Below are 20,895 nucleotides of genomic sequence, written 5' to 3' on the forward strand. Positions count from 1 at the left end.
GCCCGATGGCGCTTATGCTTATCGGGCCTACGATTCTTTCCAGAACTTCTGCTTACTCGTTTTCCCAATACCCGGGTTCATACTGTTGGTTGGGTCATTCTCGCGGTAAAAGCGGGTTAGTGTTTCCGGCGCCTGGTACAAATGCCCGACGTTATGCTCCGCCGGATACTGTGCCCCACGCTCGCGAAGTAACTCCAGCATCTGCTCTTTCAGCGCATGGGCATCCACGCCTTTTTTGACGATGTAATCCTGATGGAATACATAGCACATAAAATGCCCGTAATAGAGCTTGTGCACCAGTTGGCTGTCGATTTCTGGCGGCAGATGTTCATACCATTCGGTGTCGTTACGACGCAGCGCGATATCCAGCGCCAGAATATCTTCCACCTCATCCGCATGAACGGCCTGATAACGAATAGCTGCGCCAGCCGCCGCAAAGCGGTGCAGGAATGCCTTGCTGCCTTCTTCCGGCGTACAGGCAAAGAAGTCGCCCTCGGCCGTTTTGAAAAACTCATTTAGCCAGTTTTGCGCTTCAGCCACGCCGCCACCGGCCATTTTTAACAGCAGGTGATGCTCGTATTTGTCGCGCCAGCTTTTCATACGCGCCGGTAAGTGGCTGGGGAATAAATGACCAAACTTCTGCATCGCCCGGTCGGTGAAGTGCGGACGGAAAAATTTCACTTTTTCCAGCATCGCATCGGTGCGGCCTTTCAGGGTGAAGAAAAACGGCATTTTGTCGGTGCCGAGCTTGTCAATCATCAGGAACGTATCTTTGCCGTACTGCTCAGCGATGTCGTAAATATCGCGATGCATATATTCACCGGCAACCGGCAGATGTTCAAACTTCGCCAGAATATGACGGCGGATCTCCGTCAGCACCTCTGGCTGGTTGGTGCCGATATAAAAGACCTGCTGATTTTTTTCGGCTTCGAAAGTGTCCAGACGCACGGCGAAAACCGCGAGCTTTCCGGCACAACCGGAAGATTCAAACAAGCGGTCCGGGTCGGCGTTATAGCGTGCGGGCGTATCCGCCTCAATATCTCTGACGCGGGTCACGTAGTCGTGATCGTGCGCATGACGTCCGTCGTGGCGAACATCGTTATCTTTGATGCGCTCGTCATCGAGTTTACTGAGGATCTGCTCTGGGGTTTGGCCAAGATCGATGCCCAGATGGTTAACCAGCTGTAATTTGCCCTGTTCATCAATACGCGCAAACAGCGACATCTCCGTGTATGCCGGGCCTCGTTGCACCAGCGAGCCGCCGGAGTTGTTACAAATGCCGCCAATCACGGAAGCGCCGATGCAGGAAGAACCGATCACTGAATGCGGTTCACGACCAAAAGGTTTGAGCGCTTTTTCCAGCGAATAGAGCGTTGTTCCAGGCCAGGCCAGCACCTGTTCGCCTTTGCCGATGACGTGCAGCTTATCAAGACGCAGGGTGCTGATAATAACAATCTCACGGTCATAATCATTGCCGCTTGGCGTAGAGCCTTCGGTCAGGCCGGTATTGGCGGCCTGCATCAGAATGATTTTGTCTGCGGCGACACAGGCGTTCAGGACGCGCCACAGTTCTAAAAGCGAGCCCGGAAAAACGACGGCGAGCGCATCGCCCTGGCCGGAGCGGAATCCCTTGCGATAGCGGGCGGTTTTAGCGGGTTCAGTGAGCAGGTGCGAATGACCCACCAGGCGGGTCAGTTCATTCAGGAAAGCTTTATTATCTGTTGTAATGGAAGACATTCTCCACTCCTTGTGGTGGGACTCAATATCAGGAACAAGCATAGCGCTTTGTATGACAATACGCTTTCTCATTCATATTGTCTCTGGCTTGTCTTTCATTGATTCACGCTGGTTTTGAAAATTAGGAGAATAACCTTAGCTTTCTTTAGCGCTCCCGTTTAGTCTTACGGCAAATTGCGGTTTTTGTTATATTTTCGCTGATGCGTCAGGAAAAAATAAAGAGAGAATCAACATGAAATGGCTATGTTCTGTAGGTGTTGCGGTGAGTCTGGCGGTGCAACCCGCGCTGGCGGACACTCTGTTTGGTAACCATCCGCTGACGCCAGAAGCGCGGGATGCGTTTGTTACCGATTTACTCAAACAGATGACCGTGGATGAGAAAATTGGTCAATTACGCTTAATCAGCGTCGGGCCTGATAATCCGAAGGAAGCCATCCGCGAGATGATCAAAGACGGGCAGGTTGGGGCTATTTTTAACACCGTCACACGCCAGGATATCCGCAAAATGCAGGATCAGGTGATGGAACTCAGCCGCCTGAAAATTCCTCTCTTTTTTGCCTACGACGTATTGCACGGTCAGCGTACCGTGTTCCCGATAAGCCTCGGTCTGGCGTCCTCCTTTAATCTCGATGCGGTCAGAACCGTCGGTCGCGTTTCAGCGTATGAAGCCGCTGACGATGGCCTGAACATGACCTGGGCGCCGATGGTTGATGTCTCCCGCGATCCGCGCTGGGGCCGGGCATCGGAAGGGTTTGGCGAAGACACGTATTTGACCGCCACAATGGGTAAAACCATGGTGGAAGCGATGCAGGGGAAAAGCCCGGCCGATCGCTATTCGGTGATGACCAGCGTCAAGCACTTCGCCGCTTATGGTGCGGTAGAGGGCGGGAAAGAGTACAACACCGTCGATATGAGCCCGCAGCGTCTGTTTAACGACTACATGCCGCCGTACAAAGCCGGGCTGGATGCCGGTAGCGGCGCGGTGATGGTAGGACTTAATTCACTCAACGGTACGCCGGCGACGTCTGATGCATGGCTGCTGAAAGACGTGCTGCGCGATGAGTGGGGCTTTAAAGGCATCACCGTTTCCGATCACGGCGCGATTAAGGAACTGATTAAGCACGGCACCGCCTCCGATCCTGAGGATGCGGTACGCGTGGCTATCAAGTCCGGTATCAACATGAGTATGAGCGATGAGTATTACAGCAAATACCTGCCGGGGCTGATTAAATCAGGCAAAGTGACGATGGCGGAGCTTGACGACGCTGCGCGTCACGTGCTGAACGTGAAATATGATATGGGGCTGTTTAACGATCCGTACAGCCATCTGGGCGCCAAAGAGTCTGACCCGGTGGATACCAACGCCGAAAGCCGCCTGCACCGTAAAGAAGCGCGTGAAGTGGCGCGTGAAAGCCTGGTGCTGCTGAAAAACCGCCTCGACACGCTGCCGCTGAAAAAATCCGCCACCGTGGCGGTTGTCGGGCCACTGGCCGACAGCAAGCGTGATGTGATGGGCAGTTGGTCCGCAGCGGGTGTTGCCGATCAGTCGGTAACGGTGCTGACGGGGATTAAAAATGCCATTGGCGAGCAGGGCAAAGTGATATACGCCAAAGGGGCGAATATCACCAACGATAAAGGCATTGTCGACTTCCTGAACCTGTATGAAGAGGCGGTGAAAGTTGATCCGCGTTCGCCGCAGGCGATGATTGATGAAGCCGTTGACGCGGCGAAACAGTCTGATGTGGTGGTTGCGGTGGTCGGTGAGGCACAGGGAATGGCGCATGAAGCCTCCAGCCGTACGGACATTACTATTCCGCAGAGCCAACGTGACCTGATTGCCGCGCTGAAAGCAACGGGCAAACCGCTGGTGCTGGTGCTGATGAACGGACGTCCGCTGGCGCTGGTCAAGGAAGATCAACAGGCTGATGCGATCCTCGAAACCTGGTTTGCCGGGACGGAAGGCGGTAACGCCATCGCCGATGTGTTGTTTGGCGATTACAACCCATCAGGCAAGCTGCCGATGTCTTTCCCACGCTCTGTCGGACAGATCCCGGTCTATTACAGCCATCTCAATACCGGTCGTCCGTATAACGCCGATAAGCCGAATAAGTACACCTCGCGTTATTTTGACGAGGCAAACGGTCCGTTGTATCCCTTTGGCTATGGCCTGAGCTACACCACCTTTACCGTTTCGGATGTGAAACTCTCTGCACCGACGATGAAACGTGACGGGACTGTGACGGCCAGCGTCCAGGTGACCAACACCGGTAAGCGCGAAGGTGCCACGGTGATTCAGATGTATTTGCAGGATGTGACCGCTTCAATGAGCCGTCCGGTAAAACAGCTGAAAGGCTTTGAGAAAGTGAATCTTAAACCGGGTGAAACGCAGACTGTCAGCTTCCCGATTGATATCGACGCGCTGAAATTCTGGAACCAGCGTATGAAATACGATGCTGAACCGGGTAAATTTAACGTCTTTATCGGCGTGGATTCCGCCAGAGTGAAGCAGGGTGAATTTGAACTGCTGTAGTTGATGAAGAAAGCCACGCATCATGCCTGATGGCGCAATGCTTATCTGGTCTATGAAATAACGCTATCCGGCAAATTCACTTTGGGTTTGCCGGATTTTTTTATCGCCTTACTGCTAATTACTCTCAGTGTTACTACCCAATTGCCAGGTTAAGGCCTGATTTTTCGACTATGCTTTTTCCTCAAGTCTCTGAAAAGGGCCGCAAAAGGATGAGGAGCACAGCATGATAATCTCAAAGTTTGGGGTAGGGGCGTTGGCATTGTTAGCCGCGATAAGTATGCCCTTGCAGGCCGCGTCGCCCGTTACGGTTGGGTCAAAAATTGATACCGAAGGGGCGCTGCTCGGTAACATTATTTTGCAAGTGCTCGAAAGCCATGGTGTGAAAACCGTCAATAAAGTGCAACTGGGGACTACGCCAGTGGTGCGTGGCGCGATTACATCCGGCGAGCTGGATATCTACCCGGAATATACCGGCAATGGCGCCTTCTTCTTTAAAGATGAGAATGATCCAGCGTGGAAAAATGCGCAGGCTGGTTTCGACAAAGTGAAAAAGCTGGACGCAGAGAAAAATAAACTGGTCTGGCTAACGCCTGCGCCCGCCAACAATACCTGGACCATTGCGGTCCGCCAGGATGTCGCCGAAAAGAATAAACTGGTTTCGCTTGCAGATTTAGGGCGCTACCTGAAAGAGGGGGGCACCTTCAAACTGGCCGCCTCTGCGGAGTTTATCGAACGTGCGGACGCGCTGCCCGCGTTTGAAAAAGCCTATGATTTTAAACTGAATCAGAATCAGCTTTTATCACTGGCCGGGGGGGATACCGCCGTGACGATTAAAGCCGCAGCGCAGCAAACCTCCGGCGTCAATGCCGCGATGGCCTACGGCACCGATGGTCCGGTCGCCGCGCTGGGGCTGCAAACGTTAAGCGATCCGCAAGGCGTTCAGCCGATTTATGCGCCTGCGCCAGTGGTACGTGAGTCGGTACTCAAGGCCTATCCGCAAATGGAAGAATGGCTGCAGCCTGTTTTTGCCAGTCTGGATGAAAAAACGCTCCAGCAGCTTAACGCCAGTATTGCCGTAGAGGGTCTGGATGCAAAAAAAGTTGCAGCAGATTATCTGAAGCAAAAAGGATGGGTTAAGTAACGGAATTTACGGCGGGTGGGTGTTTTGTCCAATATCTCGGTTAATCGGGTGCTGTTGCTGCTGGTTCTTCTTACCTTCGCAGCAGCTGCGCTTCCTTTCATTAGCTATGCTCCCAATCGCCTGGTTTCCGGCGAAGGTCGTCAACTCTGGGATATCAGGCCCGACATGGCGTGGGGACTGGCGGTGGCCTGTCTGCTACTGTTTCTTCTGTGCTTTGTGTCGGGCAAATCCGGCAATATATTGACGCTTGTTATCAGCCAGCTGTTGGTGATTGCGGCGCTGGTAACCGCAGGTACAACGGCAACGTATCTGGCGCAGACGGGCAGTACGTTGGCCAGAACCAGTCTTGGCTCCGGGTTCTGGCTGGGTCTCGGATTCATGCTGCTGGCTGCCAGTGACGCCATTCGGCGCATCACCCGTCAGATGTTGTGGCGATGGGTGCTGCATGCGCAACTTTTTGTTATGCCGATAGTGTTATTACTGTCCGGCACGTTTAACGATCTTTCCCTGCTGAAAGAGTATGCCAACCGCCAGGATGTCTTTAACGACGCACTGGCGCAGCATATGACTATTCTGTTTGGCACCGTGATACCCGCGCTATTCCTTGGTGTGCCGCTGGGCGTTTGGTGCTCTTTTTCTGACTCGCGTCAGGGACCCGTTTTCGCCGTACTGAACATTATCCAGACTATTCCCTCGGTGGCCTTGTTTGGCCTGTTGATTGCGCCGCTCGCTGGGCTGGTTAAGCATTTTCCCTGGTTAAGCTCACTCGGCGTTGCGGGAACCGGCCTGACACCCGCGCTTATTGCGTTGGTACTGTACGCGCTCTTACCGTTGGTACGTGGCGTGGTGGCTGGACTGAATCAGGTTCCACAGGATGTACTGGAAAGCGCCCGGGCGATGGGGATGAGCGCGCGTCAACGGTTTATCTCGGTGCAGTTGCCGCTGGCGCTGCCTGTCTTCTTGCGCAGTTTGCGGGTGGTGATGATCCAGACAGTAGGGATGGCGGTGATTGCCGCGCTGATCGGTGCCGGGGGCTTTGGCGCGCTGGTCTTTCAGGGGTTGCTCAGTAGCGCCGTTGATTTAGTGCTACTGGGCGTGATCCCGGTAGTTGTGCTGGCAGTGTTGATTGATGCGTTGTTTGATTTAGGGCTAGCGCTGCTGAAGGGAACGAATAATGATTGAATTTAGTCATGTCAGTAAAACCTACGGTCAGCAAAAAGCCGTCGACGACCTTAATCTGCATTTGGCGGAGGGGAGCTTTTCGGTGCTGATTGGCACGTCGGGTTCCGGGAAATCCACCACACTGAAGATGATCAATCGACTGGTCGAGCATGACAGCGGGCAGATTCTTTTTGCGGGCGAGGAGATTCGCAGTCTGCCGGTACTGGAGTTAAGGCGGCGTATGGGGTACGCGATCCAGTCTATCGGTTTGTTCCCGCACTGGACCGTCGCGCAGAACATCGCCACCGTGCCGCAATTACAAAAGTGGTCGCGTTCGCGTATTGATGATCGCACAGATGAACTTATGGCGCTGTTGGGGCTGGAGGCGAGTTTGCGTCACCGTTATCCGCATCAGCTTTCCGGTGGGCAACAGCAGCGGGTCGGGGTTGCACGCGCGCTGGCGGCAGATCCGCAGGTGCTACTGATGGATGAGCCTTTTGGCGCGCTGGATCCCGTCACCCGCGGTGCGCTGCAGCAGGAGATGACCCGTATTCATCGTCTTCTGGGGCGTACCATTGTATTGGTGACGCATGATATCGACGAGGCGCTGAGGCTGGCGGAACATCTGGTCCTGATGGACGCGGGTAAGGTCGTGCAGCAAGGGACGCCGTTGTCGATGCTGACGGCGCCAGCGAACGATTTCGTACAAACGTTCTTTGGCCGCAGCGAACTGGGCGTACGGTTACTGTCGCTGCGTACAGTAGGTGATTTTATCCGTCGCGGCGAACATTCAGACGGTGAGCCGCTGGTGGCTGAAATGACGCTGCGTGATGCGCTGTCGATGTTTGTGGCGCGGGGATGCGATGTCCTGCCGGTTGTGACGCCGCAGGGCGTGTCCTGCGGTACGCTTCACTTTCGCGATCTGCTTTCGGAGATGCCGCCCCGTGAAACGTCTTGCTGATCCACTGCTGTGGCTGGTTGTCCTGTTCCTGATCCTGTTGGTCGGGTTGCCGCACAGTCAGGCCCTGTTTAGTTCGTTGTTTCCAGAGTTGCCGCGTCCCGTGTATCAGCAGGAAAGTTTTACGACGCTGGCGCTGAGTCATTTTGCGCTGGTGGGAATATCGAGTCTTATCGCTGTACTCATCGGCACCGGCGCCGGAATTGCGGTAACCCGGCCCTGGGGGGCAGAGTTCAGGCCGATGGTGGAAACTATCGCCGCCGTGGGGCAGACTTTTCCCCCGGTCGCGGTGCTGGCGATTGCCGTGCCGGTGATGGGATTTGGTCTTGAGCCGGCGGTTATCGCGCTGATCCTGTATGGCGTGTTACCGATCCTACAGGCAACCCTGGCGGGGCTGGGAGGCATCTCTGTCAGCGTGATGGATATCGCCAGCGGGATGGGGATGAGTCGCTGGCAGCGCCTGCGTAAAGTGGAGTTGCCGCTGGCGGCACCGGTTATTCTGGCGGGGATCCGCACATCGGTGATCATTAATATCGGCACCGCAACGATAGCCTCAACCGTCGGGGCGAATACGCTGGGCACGCCGATAATTATCGGACTTAGCGGATTCAATACCGCCTATGTGATTCAGGGGGCGTTGCTGGTCGCGTTGGCGGCAGTGATTGTCGATCGCGGATTTGAGCGATTAGCGAGCTACCTTACCCGGCACGTAAAATGAAGGTGTAGCCTGCCAGCATGACGCCGCCGATACCGCCGATAGCCATCAGCAGGAAGAGGGTTATTACACCGATTTTAGCTGCGCTCATTGTGCACTCCTTATGTGAATCTATGGATTGTACACTTTTGTTAATAGGATATTAAATACCGAGTGGATAAATATCGTGACCCAACGCGCGCCATTCACTCAACTGTTGCTGCTGAGCGGGCGTCTGGTTCTCGCCGCACCAGACAAGTAAGGTTCGACCCTCAAACATTTCCGGTCGTAGTTGGTTCAGTGAGTGGGCCAGAACGTCAACGCGCCATCCCTGCTGACTGGCAACCCAACCCTCCAGCCACAAGCGGGTGGTATCGTGAATGTTCCAGCCGACAACCAGCGCATCTTTACCCTGTTTCTTGCGCGCTGAGGCCAGACAAATCGCGATATAGTTGATGAGGACGCCGTCGAGGATCCCGAGTAACGCCTGGAGGATCGGCTGCTGACATTGCAGACGGCGGCGTAACGGTGTGAACAAATGGGTATTGAGCGTTTGCGCGGGATAATCCTGGCCACGCTCTTTGATCCACATTCTCAGACTATGCAAATTATTGCTTTGCAAATAGCTTAGTAGCGTCTCTTGCTGTTCACGCCAGCCGTTATGCACATCAATGTTCTCATTGCTGAGCAACATTTTCACCTTACTGACCTGAACGCCGTTGTTTATCCAGCGTTTTATCTCACGGATCCTGTCGATATCCGCGTCGTTAAACAGGCGATGACCGCCGTCTGTCCTCTGCGGTTTGAGTAATCCGTAACGCCTCTGCCACGCGCGTAAAGTGACAGGGTTGATATCACAAAGCAAAGCCACTTCACCGATTGTGTAAAGCGCCATCGTCGTCTCACTCTTGCTCGCGAGGTCCCAGTTTTACTTTAGACGCTCTTTTACGAACCAGGTAGTTTTGTCTGTTTTTTGATCAGTGAAGGGGTGAGTTTGTCGTCCTACTCGCGCTTTCGAGTGATCGTTCTCACAAATTCCTGTTTTTTTGCAACACTTCAAAGAAAGTTACGCGCAGCCCATGTATGTTACGCGCTTTTAAGTGATGTGTGGTTGGCGCGTATGTACGAGTTTAATCTGGTGTTGCTGCTGCTTCAGCAGATGTGCGTGTTTCTCGTTATCGCGTGGCTGATGAGCAAAACGCGTTTGTTTATCCCGCTGATGCAGGTCACTATCCGTCTCCCGCACAAACTGCTTTGCTATGTCACCTTTTCCATTTTCTGCATTTTGGGCACCTATTTCGGGCTGCACATTGATGACTCTATTGCTAACACGCGTGCCATCGGTGCGGTGATGGGCGGGCTGCTTGGCGGTCCCGTAGTCGGTGGTTTAGTCGGTCTGACCGGTGGCTTACACCGTTATTCAATGGGCGGTATGACGGCGCTAAGCTGCATGATTTCGACCATTGTGGAAGGTTTACTCGGCGGGCTGGTGCACAGCGTGCTCACTCGTCGCGGTCGTACCGATAAAGTCTTCAGCCCGTTGACGGCGGGCGCGATTACCTTTGTGGCCGAACTGGTGCAGATGCTGATTATCTTGTTAATTGCTCGTCCGTTTGATGATGCGTTTCGGTTGGTCAGCAATATTGCCGCGCCGATGATGGTCACCAATACCGTGGGCGCAGCCCTGTTTATGCGTATATTGCTCGATAAACGGGCGATGTTTGAAAAATACACCTCCGCTTTTTCCGCTACTGCGCTCAAAGTTGCCGCCTCTACGGAAGGTATTTTGCGTCAGGGATTCAACGAGGTTAACAGCATGAAGGTGGCCCAGGTGCTGTACGAAGAGCTGGATATCGGCGCGGTGGCGATTACCGATCGTGAGAAGCTGCTGGCATTTACCGGCATTGGTGACGATCACCACCTGCCTGGTAAACCGATTTCGTCGTCGTACACTCTACGGGCAATAGAAACCGGAGAGGTGGTGTATGCCGACGGGAATGAAGTCCCTTACCGTTGTTCTTTGCATCCGCAATGCAAATTAGGCTCGACGCTGGTGATTCCGCTGCGGGGTGAAAATCAGCGGGTGATGGGGACCATCAAACTGTATGAGGCTAAAAACCGCCTCTTTAGCTCGATCAACCGCACGTTGGGGGAGGGGATCGCTCAGCTACTTTCGGCGCAAATACTGGCCGGACAGTACGAGCGGCAAAAAGCAATGCTTACGCAGTCAGAAATAAAACTCCTGCATGCCCAGGTGAATCCTCATTTTCTGTTCAATGCGCTCAACACCATCAAAGCCGTGATCCGCCGCGATAGCGAGCAGGCCAGTCAACTGGTGCAGTACCTGTCGACCTTCTTTCGCAAAAACTTAAAACGCCCGTCGGAGATTGTCACACTGGCCGATGAAATTGAGCACGTGAACGCCTATTTGCAAATTGAAAAGGCACGATTCCAGTCACGGCTACAGGTGACTTTAACGGTGCCTGATGAACTTTCGCATCAGCAATTACCGGCTTTTACCCTGCAGCCCATCGTGGAGAATGCCATTAAGCACGGTACCTCTCAACTACTGGATACCGGAGAGGTGTCGATTACCGCCCGTCGCGAAGGGCAGTATCTGATGCTGGATATTGAAGATAATGCCGGGCTGTATCAGCCAACGTCTGAGGCCAGCGGGTTGGGTATGAATCTGGTCGATAAGCGACTACGCGAGCGGTTTGGCGATGATTTTGGCATCAGCGTAGCGTGTGAACCTGACCGCTTTACCCGAATTACTTTACGACTTCCTCTGGAGGAACAGGCATGATCAAAGTGCTGATTGTCGATGACGAACCGTTAGCGCGGGAGAATCTGCGGATCCTGTTGCAGGAGCAAAGCGACATCGAGATTATCGGGGAGTGTTCGAATGCGGTGGAAGCCATCGGCGCGGTACATAAACTGCACCCGGATGTCCTGTTTCTCGATATTCAGATGCCGCGTATCAGCGGCCTGGAAATGGTCGGGATGCTTGATCCCGAACATCGTCCGTACATTGTTTTCCTGACCGCGTTTGATGAGTATGCGGTCAAAGCCTTTGAAGAACACGCGTTTGATTATCTGCTCAAGCCGATTGAAGAAGCGCGGTTGGAAAAAACGCTGAGCCGTTTACGTCAGGAACGCACGAAGCAGGATGTATCGCTACTGCCCGAGCATCAGCAGCCGCTGAAGTTTATTCCGTGCAGCGGTCATAGCCGTATTTATTTGCTGCAAATGGATGATGTGGCGTTTATCAGCAGCCGCATGAGCGGCGTGTATGTCACCAGTAGCGATGGCAAAGAGGGGTTCACAGAGTTAACGCTCAGAACGCTGGAAAGCCGTACGCCACTCCTGCGCTGCCACCGCCAATATCTGGTAAATTTGGCGCAATTGCAGGAAATCCGACTGGAAGATAACGGCCAGGCCGAGCTGATTTTGCGTAACGGGCTGACCGTTCCGGTGAGTCGTCGTTATCTTAAAAGTCTAAAAGAGGCGATTGGACTGTAAAACTGATACACTGCGCGCCATTGCATCACCGACTGTTGAAGGCTCTATGCTAAGTAACGATATTCTTCGTAGCCTGCGCTACACCCTGAAAGCGAACAATAACGACATGGTGCGTATTCTTGCGCTTGCTGACATGGAATCCACCTCCGCGGGTTTTGATACCTGGATGACAAAAGAAGATGAAGACGGGTTTGTGCGTTGCCCGGATATCATTCTTTCCGGTTTTTTAAACGGTCTGATTTATCATCTGCGTGGGAAAGATGAATCAGCGCCGGAGCTGGCGCTTGAGCGTCGTGTTAATAACAATACGGTGCTGAAAAAGCTGCGTATCGCCTTTTCGCTGAAAACCGATGATATTCTGGCCATTATGACCGAGCAGAAATTTCGCGTGTCGATGCCGGAAATTACCGCCATGATGCGCGCGCCGGATCATAAAAACTATCGCGAATGCGGCGATCAGTTCCTGCGTTATTTCCTGCGCGGTTTGACCTCACGCGTACATAGCACGAAAGCATAACGAGAAAAACGGGCGACCACGATTAAAATCGGGTCGCCAACGGTTTACTTCACTTCTTTAAAACCCGCCGATTCCATTACCGTTTGCATTTGCTTCATGCTGATGTTTTTATCGGTATTCTCAGACAGCTTCATCCCGGAAATTGCCTGCAATGCTTTTACATCGACTTTTTCCATATCGATAGTGACGTTTTCCTGCGCATAGGTGTCTGAATAGGTGAGCTTTTCTTCTATGCCAGGGATGTTTTGATATTTAGCGCTTAAGGCGTCAAATACTTTTGCTGCTTCTTCTTTATTGCTGGCGCCGACCGACGCATAGCTGATTTTACTTTCAGAGATTTGTTTCAGAACCTTATCGCCCTTATAGGTGTAAGAGACGGTAATATCCGAGCCGTTTAGGTTGGCATTAAATGTTTTTGTCTCTTCTTTATCACCACACCCCGTCAGGGAAAAAATGACAACCGACGCTACGGCAAGAGAAACTAATTTTTGAAACGCTGTCATGTAAAACTCCATTTCATGAATATCGGATGCAAAATAATAGAACCTATGAATTTGATGGGCCCGTACGACCTTAATAGCAAAGCAGTATAGAATAAATCTAATCGCGATGGCTGAGCAGTCCGAAAATGGAGTGAAGTGACGCGTTTGAGATTTGGGGAATAGCTACTGCAAAAAAAAAGCGCTGCCATTGCAGCGCTTGGTAGGTCTTACTTCACCTGTTGGCCTGGTTTTGCGCCTTCATCCGGACTTAACAGGAAGATATCTTTCCCGCCAGGACCCGCCGCCATTACCATACCTTCGGAAATACCGAAGCGCATTTTACGCGGTGCCAGGTTGGCTACCATAATGGTCTGACGTCCAATCAGAACCTGCGGATCCGGATAAGCAGAACGAATACCGGAGAAGACGTTACGCTTTTCGCCACCGAGATCCAGCGTCAGACGCAGCAGCTTGTCAGAACCGTCTACAAACTCAGCGTTTTCAATCAACGCTACGCGCAGGTCAACTTTGGCGAAATCGTCAAAGGTGATGGTTTCCTGAATCGGATCGTCCGCCAGCGGGCCGGTAACCGGTGCGGCTGCGGCTTTCACCTCTTCTTTAGACGCTTCAACCAGCGCTTCAACTTGTTTCATGTCGATGCGATTGTAGAGCGCTTTAAAGGTGTTGACCTTGTGACCGAGCAGCGGCTGCTCGATAGCATCCCAGCTGAGTTCGCTGTTCAGGAAAGCTTCAACACGCTCAGCCAGCGTCGGCAGTACCGGTTTCAGGTAAGTCATCAGCACGCGGAACAGGTTGATGCCCATTGAGCAAATTGCCTGCAGGTCCGCGTCGCGGCCTTCCTGTTTAGCCACAACCCACGGAGCCTGTTCGTCAACGTAGCGGTTTGCCACATCGGCCAGCGCCATGATCTCACGGATAGCTTTACCGAATTCACGGCTTTCCCACGCTTCGCCAATGACTGCAGCGGCATCGGTAAAGGTTTTATACAGTGCCGGATCGGCCAGTTCTGCCGCCAGCACGCCGTCAAAACGCTTGGCGATAAAACCAGCGTTACGGGAGGCCAGGTTAACTACCTTGTTGACGATATCGGCGTTAACGCGCTGGACAAAGTCTTCCAGGTTCAGGTCGATGTCATCAATACGTGAAGAGAGCTTCGCGGTGTAGTAGTAGCGCAGGCTGTCGGCGTCAAAGTGCTTCAGCCAGGTGCTGGCCTTAATAAAGGTGCCGCGAGATTTGGACATCTTCGCGCCGTTCACCGTCACATAACCGTGTACGAACAGGTTGGTCGGCTTACGGAAGTTGCTGCCTTCCAGCATGGCAGGCCAGAACAGGCTGTGGAAGTAGACGATATCTTTACCGATGAAGTGATATAGCTCGGCGGTAGAGTCTTTCTTCCAGTATTCGTCAAAGCTAGTGGTGTCGCCGCGCTTATCGCACAGGTTTTTGAACGATCCCATATAGCCAATCGGCGCATCCAGCCAGACGTAGAAGTACTTGCCAGGCGCATTCGGGATTTCAAAACCGAAGTACGGTGAGTCGCGGGAAATATCCCACTGCTGCAGGCCGGCTTCAAACCATTCCTGCATTTTGTTGGCGACCTGCTCCTGCAACGCGCCGCTGCGCGTCCATGCCTGCAGCATTTCGCTGAATGACGGCAGATCAAAGAAGAAGTGTTCTGAGTCACGCATCACCGGCGTTGCGCCGGAAACGACGGATTTCGGCTCGATAAGTTCGGTCGGGCTGTAGGTTGCGCCACAGACTTCACAGTTATCGCCGTATTGATCCGCAGACTTACATTTCGGGCAGGTGCCTTTAACGAAACGGTCTGGCAGGAACATGCCTTTTTCCGGATCGTAAAGCTGGGAGATAGTGCGGTTTTTAATAAAACCGTTCTCCTTCAGGCGCGTGTAAATCAGCTCAGACAGCTCGCGGTTCTCTTCGCTATGCGTAGAGTGGTAGTTGTCGTAGCTGATGTCAAAACCTGCAAAATCAGTCTGATGCTCCTGACTCATTTCACCGATCATCTGCTCTGGCGTGATCCCAAGCTGCTGTGCTTTCAGCATGATTGGCGTACCGTGGGCGTCGTCCGCGCAGATGAAGTTTACCTGGTGGCCGCGCATTCGCTGGTAACGGACCCAGACATCAGCCTGGATGTGCTCCAGCATATGGCCGAGGTGGATAGAGCCGTTGGCGTACGGCAGCGCGCACGTTACCAGAATTTTCTTCGCGACTTGAGTCATAGTGGGCAATTACTTCTTTTGTAGTGAAAAGGGCTTTGATAGTACCAAAATGGTAATTACTGCGCCAAGCGATAAGGGCATTTATCCGTAAATGAATAATTGTTGCGGTTGGAGTAAACTACCTGGTGACTATTGTATTTTCAGAACAACAAAAAGGAGTCGGGATGAACGCACAATCCCAGGCCAAATCACCAGAAACCCTGCGCGCGATGGTCGCCGGGACGCTGGCGAATTTTCAGCATTCAACCCTGAAGCATAATCTGACGACGCTTAAAGCGTTGCACCATGTCGCCTGGATGGATGACACGTTGCACGTCGAGCTGGTCATGCCCTTCGTCTGGCATAGCGCGTTTGAAGCATTAAAAGAGCAATGCAGTGCCGATCTGTTGCGTATTACCGGCGCGAAAGCGATTGACTGGAAGTTGTCACATAACATCGCCACCCTGAAACGTGTGAAAAATCAGCCGGGTATTAATGGTGTGAAAAACATCATTGCCGTCAGTTCCGGCAAAGGCGGGGTGGGTAAATCTTCCACTGCGGTGAACCTGGCGCTGGCGCTGGCTGCGGAAGGGGCAAAGGTGGGCATTCTGGACGCCGATATTTATGGCCCGTCCATCCCGACGATGCTCGGCGCGGAAAACCAGCGTCCCACTTCACCGGACGGCACCCATATGGCGCCGATTATGTCTCACGGTCTGGCGACCAACTCCATTGGCTATCTGGTCACCGACGATAACGCTATGGTGTGGCGCGGGCCGATGGCCAGTAAAGCGCTATTGCAGATGCTGCAGGAAACCTTATGGCCAGATCTTGATTATCTGGTACTGGATATGCCGCCAGGCACCGGTGACATCCAACTGACGCTGGCGCAGAACATTCCGGTAACTGGGGCGGTTGTAGTGACCACGCCGCAGGATATTGCGCTGATCGATGCGAAAAAAGGCATTGTGATGTTCGAAAAAGTCGAAGTGCCGGTGTTGGGTATTGTTGAGAATATGAGTATGCATATTTGCAGCAACTGCGGGCATCATGAGCCAATCTTTGGCACCGGCGGCGCACAGAAACTGGCCGAGCAGTACCACACCCAACTGTTGGGACAAATGCCGCTGCATATTTCTCTGCGTGAAGACCTCGATCGCGGTACGCCGACGGTTATCAGCCGTCCAGACAGCGAATTTACCGCCATTTACCGTGACCTTGCAGGGCGCGTGGCAGCGCAGCTGTACTGGCAGGGTGAAGTTATTCCTGGCGAAATTGCCTTCCGCGCGGTGTAATTTCTGGCGTTAAATATTATTCACCGTATCAATGATATATTGATGCGGTGAATATATAAGATGAAGAAAAAATAGAGCATTGTTTACCCTGTCTTAATAAAACATGTTTTTTTCTGAATTATATCCGTTATTCATCATTTAAATTGATCATGCCTATCCTATTGATTTAGTATTTCAATTGGTTTTCGCGTGGTAGCGCACCTATTATTACGCTAAATAACTACCCTGCATGTTAAATCGGGCTTAATACAGGAATGACGTTTAGATGAAAAAAACTTTGTCGCTGGGAATTATAGTTCTGGCTTATGGATTAAGTCTTCCCGCGTTGGGAACAGATACCGCAACCTTAACTATTAGCGGCAACGTTGTCGCGCCGACCTGCAGTACCGAAGTGGTAAATGCTCAGCTTCAACAGCGCTGCGGCAACACCACCCACGTTTCGAGTACCGAACAAACTGTTTCATCGGTGGTGAGGGGAGTAACAACGGAACTGGTCGCTGTTCCAGGCAGTGATAATCGTCAAATTATCCTCAACCGCTACGACTAGGATACTCTCTTTCATATAGCCCACATCACTCTCATGAATGATGTGGGCTTTTTTATTTATCTTGAAAATAAATATGAATGGTAAATTACGTTAACTTATTAATTGTGTAAATAAGATTGGTTCCTGACTATTTGTTGTAATTATATTGCATTGAGTAACTTGTCTTAAATCAAAAAAACATTCCGTTTACATTGCGGTAACGATTTAATTGTGTAGATTCTAATTACAGGAATAACACCACGTAACAAATCTAAATATGTTGATTAAGGAAGATACTATGAAACGTTCAATTATTGCTGCGGCAGTGGTAACAGGATTATTTATGAGTAGCGGGGCTTTTGCTGCTGGGGTTGAAGAAGGTACGTTAACAATTACCGGTATGGTGTCAGGTACCGCTTGTAAGTTCCTTGATACAGCAAATACCGCTACTATTACATTAGACGATATTCCCGCTACAGTACTTACTCCACTGGCCGCGGGTCAGGATACGGGGTATGGTGAAAATGAAGCAGATAAGAATTTAATTCTTGAGTGTAATAGTAGCGATAATGTCAAAATAAAAGTTGATGGTAGTGCTTTTGATTATAATAGTGTTATTGAAAATAAAGGCACAGGTCCTGCAGAGGTCGGTTTTAAATTATTTCACAAGAATGTTTTAATTACAAAAGATGGTCAGGATGAATTTAAGCTTTCAGATCTTGAACGGTTGGGTTTATCAACTGAGGGTAATACTCAATACGGGCTTCGACTTTCGGCTCGTTATGCAAAGGCTTTAGGTGCTGCGGGTGCTCCCGTTGGTACAGGTGAAGTAAAAGCAAATATAAAACTGATTGTTGTTCAGGATTAGTGTTATACCGGCAACCAGGGTTGCCGGTATAAAAAGGGAATTAAAATGAAAATATTAGGCGCGGTAATTACATTATCACTTATGACACCGGCTCAGGCAGGGATAGTGATTTATGGCACAAGAGTAATTTACCCTGCAGAAAAAAATGAAATAGTTATACAGTTGATGAACCAGGAAAAAAGCGCTTCTTTGATACAGGCCTGGATTGATGATGGTAATACAACGCTGCCACCCGAGAAGATTCAGGTACCTTTTTTGCTGACGCCTCCAGTCGCTAAAGTAGCGGGAAATTCAGGGCAGCAGCTTAAAATTAAGAAAATGCCTAATATGCTACCAAATAATAAAGAGAGTCTGTTTTATCTCAATGTGTTGGATATCCCACCCAATAATCCGGCATATGATGGTAAAAATGTACTTAAATTTGCTATGCAGAACCGGATTAAGCTCTTTTATCGTCCTGCAGGTGTTGCGCCAGTTAATAAAGAAATTTTTAAAAAATTATCGTTAAACCATAGTGGAAGAAATTTCTCTATAAAAAATAGCAGCGCTAACTGGATAACGGTCACGGAAGTTAAAGCTGGCAGTATCAAGATAAATAATGACTCGGTGATGGTTGCGCCATTATCTAGCGAATCTTTTACGGTGAAAAATAGTAATGCCAGTCAGTATAAACTAACAATTATTGATGATCATGGCAATTATATAAGTGATAACGTCAGCCTGAGATGACAGGAGCTGATTATGTTAAGGATGACCCCGCTTGCTTCTGCGATATTATTGTCTTTGTTGTCTTTTTCTGTCCTGTCGGCAGAAGAAACTTTTGATACACACTTTATGATGGGCGGGATGAAGGGCGAAAAAGTTTCTGCTTTACGCGTTGATGATAATCATCCTTTACCTGGACAATATGACGTGGATATCTACGTTAATAAACAGTGGCGCGGCAAATATGAGATTACAGTTAAAGATACGGCTGCTGAAACCTGCCTGACTCGCGATACCATCACGCGTTTAGGGATTAATACCGATAAGCTTGATAAAACCAAAAACTGCCTTTCTCTTGAGCAAGCGGTGCAGGGCGGGAGTTATCGCTGGAACATAGGAAAATTTCAGTTAGATCTTAGCGTACCCCAGGCCTACGTTGACGAGCTGGAAAATGGCTATGTGCCGCCGGAAAGCTGGGATCGCGGTATCAATGCCCTTTATACCTCCTATTATCTCAGCCAGTACAATAGCGACTATAAGAATTCTGGTAACAGCAAAAGTACCTATGCGCGATTTACCAGTGGATTAAACCTGCTGGGCTGGCAGTTGCATTCCGATGCCAGCTACAACAAAACGGATGACAGCAGCGGGGAATGGAAAAGTAACACCCTTTATCTGGAATACGGTATTCCACAAATTCTCGGCACGTTACGCGCCGGGGATATGTACACCTCATCTGATATTTTTGACTCGGTACGCTTTCGTGGGGTGCGTTTATACCGTGATATGCAGATGTTACCCAACTCAAAACAAAGCTTTACCCCGGTGGTGCAGGGGATTGCGCAGAGCAATGCGCTGGTCACTATTGAGCAGAACGGTTTTGTGGTGTATCAGAAAGAAGTACCGCCAGGCCCGTTTTCTATCGCGGATTTGCAGTTAGCAGGGGGAGGTGCAGATCTTGATGTTAGCATCAAAGAAGCCGATGGATCGGTTACCACCTATCTGGTGCCATATGCAGCGGTACCTAACATGTTGCAGCCTGGGGTCTCAAAATATGATTTTGCCGCCGGACGTAGCCATATCGAAGGGGCAAGTAATCAGACCGACTTTGCGCAGATGAGCTATCAATATGGGTGGAGTAACCTATTAACGTTATATGGCGGTACGATGCTCGCTGATAACTATAATTCGTTCACGTTAGGAACTGGCTGGAATACCCGAATTGGCGCAATCTCCGTGGATGCGACGCGTTCACACAGTAAACAGGATAATGGTGATGTATTTGATGGGCAAAGCTATCAAATTGCTTATAATAAATATTTGACACAAACCGCCACGCGTTTTGGCCTTGCTGCCTATCGATACTCATCACGGGATTATCGGACTTTTAACGATCACGTTTGGGCCAATAATAAAGACAGCTATCATCGTGATGAAAATGATGTTTATGACATAGCGGATTATTACCAGTATGATTTTGGTCGCAAAAACAGTTTTTCCGCCAATGTGAGCCAAACTTTACCGGCGGGCTATGGTTCCTTATCACTAAGTATATTGTGGCGCGATTACTGGGAGCGTAGTGGCACGAGTAAGGATTATCAGTTGAGTTATACCAATAACTGGCAACGTATTAGCTATACCTTTTCGGCCAGCCAGACCTATGACGAGGATCATCGCGAGGATAAGCGTTTTAACCTTTTAATTTCTGTTCCGTTTGACTGGGGGGATGATATTACCTCAAGACGCCGCCAGATATATTTATCTAACTCAACGACCTTTAATAACGATGGGTTTTCCTCAAACAATACCGGACTTTCCGGGACGATGGGCGATCGCGACCAGTTTAACTATGGCGTTAACCTGAGCCATCAGCGCCAGGACAGCGAAACGACGGCAGGCACCAACTTAACCTGGAACGCACCGATTGCTAAACTAAGCGGTAGCTATAGCCAGTCTAATAAATACCGGCAGGCGGGTGGTAATATTTCGGGCGGGATAGTGGCCTGGTCCGGCGGGGTGAATCTTGCGAACCGCCTTTCCGATACTTTTGCAGTAATGCAGGCGCCGGGACTGCAAGGCGCCTACGTCAACGGGCAACGTTACCGCACCACTAACCGCAGCGGTGTGGTGTTATATGATATGTTGACCCCGTACCGGGAAAATAGCCTGACGCTGGACGTTTCTAATACCGACAGTAAAACCGAGCTATTGGGTAACCGACACAGTGCCGCGCCTTATCGCGGCGCCGTGGTGCTGGTGAAATTCGATACCGACCAACGGCAGCCCTGGTTTATTCGCGCCCAGCGCCCGGATGGTTCACCGTTAACTTTTGGTTATGAGGTGGAAGATAACCAAGGGAATAATATTGGCCTGGTCGGTCAGGGCAGCCAGCTCTTTATTCGTACCGACAGTGTGCCGCCGGAAATTAAAGTCGCAGTGGATAAACAACAGGGACTTTCATGCTCAATCTCCTTTGGTAAAACGATTGATGAAAGTAAAGTTTATATTTGTCGGTGAGG

18 protein-coding genes are annotated in these 20,895 nt (G+C 50.9%); 13 read left to right on the forward strand and 5 right to left on the reverse strand.

Annotation, left to right across the window (positions count from 1 at the left end; all coding sequences use genetic code 11):
- Positions 1-27: 27 nt before the first annotated feature.
- The gene (gene dld, locus M4I31_RS08345; RefSeq protein WP_085047884.1) at positions 28-1,737 is read right to left on the reverse strand and encodes a D-lactate dehydrogenase; all 1,710 of its coding nucleotides are present in this window, start codon (positions 1,735-1,737) and stop codon (positions 28-30) included.
- Positions 1,738-1,969: 232 nt separating this feature from the next.
- On the opposite strand from dld, the gene bglX reads away from it, so the two are divergent.
- From bglX to M4I31_RS08370, 5 genes are all read left to right on the forward strand, one after another.
- A complete protein-coding gene (gene bglX / locus M4I31_RS08350; protein WP_085047885.1) occupies positions 1,970-4,267 on the forward strand; it encodes a beta-glucosidase BglX in 2,298 nt (765 codons plus the stop codon).
- 223 nt (positions 4,268-4,490) lie between these two features.
- Positions 4,491-5,408 (forward strand): ABC transporter substrate-binding protein, encoded by a 918-nt coding sequence (locus M4I31_RS08355; protein ID WP_085047886.1) that lies wholly within the window; start codon positions 4,491-4,493, stop codon positions 5,406-5,408.
- A gap of 15 nt (positions 5,409-5,423) precedes the next feature.
- The gene (locus tag M4I31_RS08360; RefSeq protein ID WP_085047887.1) at positions 5,424-6,590 is read left to right on the forward strand and encodes an ABC transporter permease; all 1,167 of its coding nucleotides are present in this window, start codon (positions 5,424-5,426) and stop codon (positions 6,588-6,590) included.
- A complete protein-coding gene (locus tag M4I31_RS08365) occupies positions 6,583-7,530 on the forward strand; it encodes an ABC transporter ATP-binding protein (RefSeq protein ID WP_085047888.1) in 948 nt (315 codons plus the stop codon). Before M4I31_RS08360 ends, M4I31_RS08365 begins: the two co-directional genes overlap by 8 nt.
- Entirely contained in the window at positions 7,514-8,245 is a 732-nt protein-coding gene (locus tag M4I31_RS08370) for an ABC transporter permease (protein ID WP_085047889.1), read from the forward strand. Before M4I31_RS08365 ends, M4I31_RS08370 begins: the two co-directional genes overlap by 17 nt.
- Here M4I31_RS08370 and M4I31_RS08375 read toward each other — a convergent pair.
- Together M4I31_RS08375 and mlrA are read right to left on the reverse strand one after the other, a co-directional pair.
- Positions 8,226-8,333 carry a protein YohO gene (locus M4I31_RS08375; protein WP_003027354.1) on the reverse strand — a complete coding sequence of 36 codons (108 nt, stop codon included), beginning with the start codon at positions 8,331-8,333 and terminating at the stop codon, positions 8,226-8,228. The two genes, M4I31_RS08370 and M4I31_RS08375, sit on opposite strands and share 20 nt — an antisense overlap.
- A 51-nt stretch (positions 8,334-8,384) precedes the next feature.
- Positions 8,385-9,116 (reverse strand): HTH-type transcriptional regulator MlrA, encoded by a 732-nt coding sequence (mlrA, locus tag M4I31_RS08380; protein ID WP_042307362.1) that lies wholly within the window; start codon positions 9,114-9,116, stop codon positions 8,385-8,387.
- Between the two features lie 225 nt (positions 9,117-9,341).
- Between mlrA and M4I31_RS08385 the strand changes: the two genes are divergently transcribed.
- The 3 genes from M4I31_RS08385 to M4I31_RS08395 are packed head-to-tail and all read left to right on the forward strand — an operon-like array spanning position 9,342 to position 12,260.
- Positions 9,342-11,027 carry a sensor histidine kinase gene (locus M4I31_RS08385; RefSeq protein WP_038641939.1) on the forward strand — a complete coding sequence of 562 codons (1,686 nt, stop codon included), beginning with the start codon at positions 9,342-9,344 and terminating at the stop codon, positions 11,025-11,027.
- On the forward strand, positions 11,024-11,743 hold the full coding sequence (gene btsR, locus M4I31_RS08390) for a two-component system response regulator BtsR (protein WP_038641937.1): 720 nt from the start codon (positions 11,024-11,026) through the stop codon (positions 11,741-11,743). The genes M4I31_RS08385 and btsR overlap by 4 nt, the downstream gene beginning before the upstream one ends.
- Before the next feature lie 46 nt (positions 11,744-11,789).
- A complete protein-coding gene (locus M4I31_RS08395; RefSeq protein WP_085048256.1) occupies positions 11,790-12,260 on the forward strand; it encodes a DUF1456 family protein in 471 nt (156 codons plus the stop codon).
- 44 nt (positions 12,261-12,304) lie between these two features.
- On the opposite strand, the gene M4I31_RS08400 is transcribed toward M4I31_RS08395, so the two are convergent.
- Together M4I31_RS08400 and metG are read right to left on the reverse strand one after the other, a co-directional pair.
- Positions 12,305-12,763 (reverse strand): YehR family lipoprotein, encoded by a 459-nt coding sequence (locus M4I31_RS08400; protein WP_038641935.1) that lies wholly within the window; start codon positions 12,761-12,763, stop codon positions 12,305-12,307.
- 206 nt (positions 12,764-12,969) lie between these two features.
- Complete coding sequence (gene metG, locus M4I31_RS08405; RefSeq protein ID WP_038641933.1) at positions 12,970-15,003, reverse strand: methionine--tRNA ligase; 2,034 nt, start codon at positions 15,001-15,003, stop codon at positions 12,970-12,972.
- 164 nt (positions 15,004-15,167) lie between these two features.
- On the opposite strand from metG, the gene apbC reads away from it, so the two are divergent.
- The 5 genes from apbC to M4I31_RS08430 all read left to right on the forward strand — a co-directional run bounded on the left by apbC (position 15,168) and on the right by M4I31_RS08430 (position 20,893).
- Positions 15,168-16,277: an iron-sulfur cluster carrier protein ApbC gene (gene apbC / locus M4I31_RS08410; protein ID WP_038641931.1), complete on the forward strand. Its 1,110-nt coding sequence runs from the start codon at positions 15,168-15,170 to the stop codon at positions 16,275-16,277.
- Positions 16,278-16,542: 265 nt separating this feature from the next.
- Positions 16,543-16,824 carry a DUF2574 family protein gene (locus M4I31_RS08415; protein ID WP_085047890.1) on the forward strand — a complete coding sequence of 94 codons (282 nt, stop codon included), beginning with the start codon at positions 16,543-16,545 and terminating at the stop codon, positions 16,822-16,824.
- A 277-nt stretch (positions 16,825-17,101) separates the two neighbouring features.
- On the forward strand, positions 17,102-17,671 hold the full coding sequence (locus M4I31_RS08420; protein WP_159120973.1) for a fimbrial protein: 570 nt from the start codon (positions 17,102-17,104) through the stop codon (positions 17,669-17,671).
- Positions 17,672-17,716: 45 nt separating this feature from the next.
- On the forward strand, positions 17,717-18,400 hold the full coding sequence (locus tag M4I31_RS08425; protein ID WP_085047892.1) for a fimbria/pilus periplasmic chaperone: 684 nt from the start codon (positions 17,717-17,719) through the stop codon (positions 18,398-18,400).
- Between the two features lie 12 nt (positions 18,401-18,412).
- Positions 18,413-20,893: a fimbrial biogenesis outer membrane usher protein gene (locus tag M4I31_RS08430; RefSeq protein WP_069323462.1), complete on the forward strand. Its 2,481-nt coding sequence runs from the start codon at positions 18,413-18,415 to the stop codon at positions 20,891-20,893.
- Positions 20,894-20,895 lie beyond the last annotated feature (2 nt).

Origin of the sequence: Citrobacter sp. XT1-2-2 (assembly GCF_023516235.1) — a bacterium.
Taxonomy (GTDB): Bacteria; Pseudomonadota; Gammaproteobacteria; order Enterobacterales; family Enterobacteriaceae; genus Citrobacter; species Citrobacter werkmanii.

Excerpts from the sequence above, each read along its gene's own strand:
- M4I31_RS08425 (WP_085047892.1), top strand. The coding sequence starts at position 17,717 with ATGAAAATATTAGGCGCGGTAATTACATTATCACTTATGACACCGGCT.
- M4I31_RS08420 (WP_159120973.1), top strand. The coding sequence starts at position 17,102 with ATGAAACGTTCAATTATTGCTGCGGCAGTGGTAACAGGATTATTTATG.
- M4I31_RS08400 (WP_038641935.1), bottom strand. The coding sequence starts at position 12,763 with ATGACAGCGTTTCAAAAATTAGTTTCTCTTGCCGTAGCGTCGGTTGTC.
- M4I31_RS08365 (WP_085047888.1), top strand. The coding sequence starts at position 6,583 with ATGATTGAATTTAGTCATGTCAGTAAAACCTACGGTCAGCAAAAAGCC.
- M4I31_RS08395 (WP_085048256.1), top strand. The coding sequence starts at position 11,790 with ATGCTAAGTAACGATATTCTTCGTAGCCTGCGCTACACCCTGAAAGCG.
- btsR (WP_038641937.1), top strand. The coding sequence starts at position 11,024 with ATGATCAAAGTGCTGATTGTCGATGACGAACCGTTAGCGCGGGAGAAT.
- bglX (WP_085047885.1), top strand. The coding sequence starts at position 1,970 with ATGAAATGGCTATGTTCTGTAGGTGTTGCGGTGAGTCTGGCGGTGCAA.
- M4I31_RS08375 (WP_003027354.1), bottom strand. The coding sequence starts at position 8,333 with ATGAGCGCAGCTAAAATCGGTGTAATAACCCTCTTCCTGCTGATGGCT.
- metG (WP_038641933.1), bottom strand. The coding sequence starts at position 15,003 with ATGACTCAAGTCGCGAAGAAAATTCTGGTAACGTGCGCGCTGCCGTAC.
- apbC (WP_038641931.1), top strand. The coding sequence starts at position 15,168 with ATGAACGCACAATCCCAGGCCAAATCACCAGAAACCCTGCGCGCGATG.
- M4I31_RS08415 (WP_085047890.1), top strand. The coding sequence starts at position 16,543 with ATGAAAAAAACTTTGTCGCTGGGAATTATAGTTCTGGCTTATGGATTA.
- mlrA (WP_042307362.1), bottom strand. The coding sequence starts at position 9,116 with ATGGCGCTTTACACAATCGGTGAAGTGGCTTTGCTTTGTGATATCAAC.
- M4I31_RS08355 (WP_085047886.1), top strand. The coding sequence starts at position 4,491 with ATGATAATCTCAAAGTTTGGGGTAGGGGCGTTGGCATTGTTAGCCGCG.
- M4I31_RS08430 (WP_069323462.1), top strand. The coding sequence starts at position 18,413 with ATGTTAAGGATGACCCCGCTTGCTTCTGCGATATTATTGTCTTTGTTG.
- dld (WP_085047884.1), bottom strand. The coding sequence starts at position 1,737 with ATGTCTTCCATTACAACAGATAATAAAGCTTTCCTGAATGAACTGACC.
- M4I31_RS08385 (WP_038641939.1), top strand. The coding sequence starts at position 9,342 with ATGTACGAGTTTAATCTGGTGTTGCTGCTGCTTCAGCAGATGTGCGTG.